Source organism: Vibrio sp. YT-15 (assembly GCF_033337445.1).
Classification (GTDB): domain Bacteria; phylum Pseudomonadota; class Gammaproteobacteria; order Enterobacterales; family Vibrionaceae; genus Vibrio; species Vibrio alginolyticus.
The window spans coordinates 1-1,031 of the sequence record NZ_JAWOQR010000177.1; the positions used below are offsets into that span (position 1 = coordinate 1).

The window sequence follows — 1,031 nt, forward strand, 5'->3', positions numbered from 1 at the left end:
AACTTTGGCGCGCGATCGGGCGGACGCTTTTTGCCATCTTCCGAACGTTTCACCATGTAAGGGAAATTAAAACGCACCACACGAATGCCTTGCTCAACTAATCCTTTGGCGACAGCAGTCATGAAGTCATGCTCCATCCCCGCCCCTGCGCCGTGAGCAAAAACAAACAGCGGCCCGTTTTCAGGCCCCTCAACTATCCACTGGCTCATCCAATACTTCCTCTTGTTCTTTTCTCGCCGTTGCCAGCATCCAATCTCTAAATGTCGCGATGCGTCCCATGTCTGCCTGCTGCTCATGGCACACCACATAGAAGGCATTTTTGGAGATAAGCACCTCATCAAACGGCGCAATCAGTCGTCCCGCTTCCATTTCTGGTTTCGCTAACACGTTGTTACCCAATGCTACGCCTTGTCCGTGTGCAGCAGCCTGCAGCACCATCGTCGAGTGGCTGAAAATCGGACCGTGATTCACGTTAATGCCTTCGATGTTGTAATGACGAGCGAACTGCTTCCAATCTTTACGCGAAGTATCATGTAACAAAGTGTGTAATTTGAGGTCACTTAGAGATTCTAATGGTTTGTTACCTAAAAGTAACGAAGGTGAACAAAGTGGGATCAGAAACTCTTGGTACAGTTTATCCGCTCGCAAACCCGGCCAGTTCCCACGGCCGTAGTAGATCGCTACATCTACATCATCAGTCAGTGAACCTTCATCCATATCCACGGCTTTGATGCGAACATCGATGTCTGGCTCTTGAGCATTAAAGTCCGCCAAACGAGGCACCAACCACTGAATGGCAAAGCTCGGTGGCAAGCTGATGGTCAACGCACCTTTTTCACTACGTTCCAATACCTTATCGGTCGCTTCAGCAATCGAGGTAAAGATGTCTTTGATATCGAGAAAGTAACTTTGCCCTTCTTCTGTTAACAGCAAAGAACGGTTACGGCGACGGAAAAGTTTTAGAGATAGAATCTCTTCTAGGGCTTTAATTTGATGACTCACTGCGGCTTGAGTCACAAATAACTCTTCTG

Annotated in this window: 2 protein-coding genes; both read right to left on the reverse strand. The window is 48.1% G+C overall.

The window, feature by feature from the left end; all coding sequences use genetic code 11:
- A partial coding sequence (locus R7D93_RS26120) for an alpha/beta family hydrolase (protein WP_318075367.1) occupies positions 1 to 209 on the reverse strand: 209 nt, incomplete at its 3' end.
- A partial coding sequence (locus R7D93_RS26125) for a transcriptional regulator GcvA (protein ID WP_318129659.1) occupies positions 190 to 1,031 on the reverse strand: 842 nt, incomplete at its 5' end. The genes R7D93_RS26125 and R7D93_RS26120, both read right to left, overlap by 20 nt.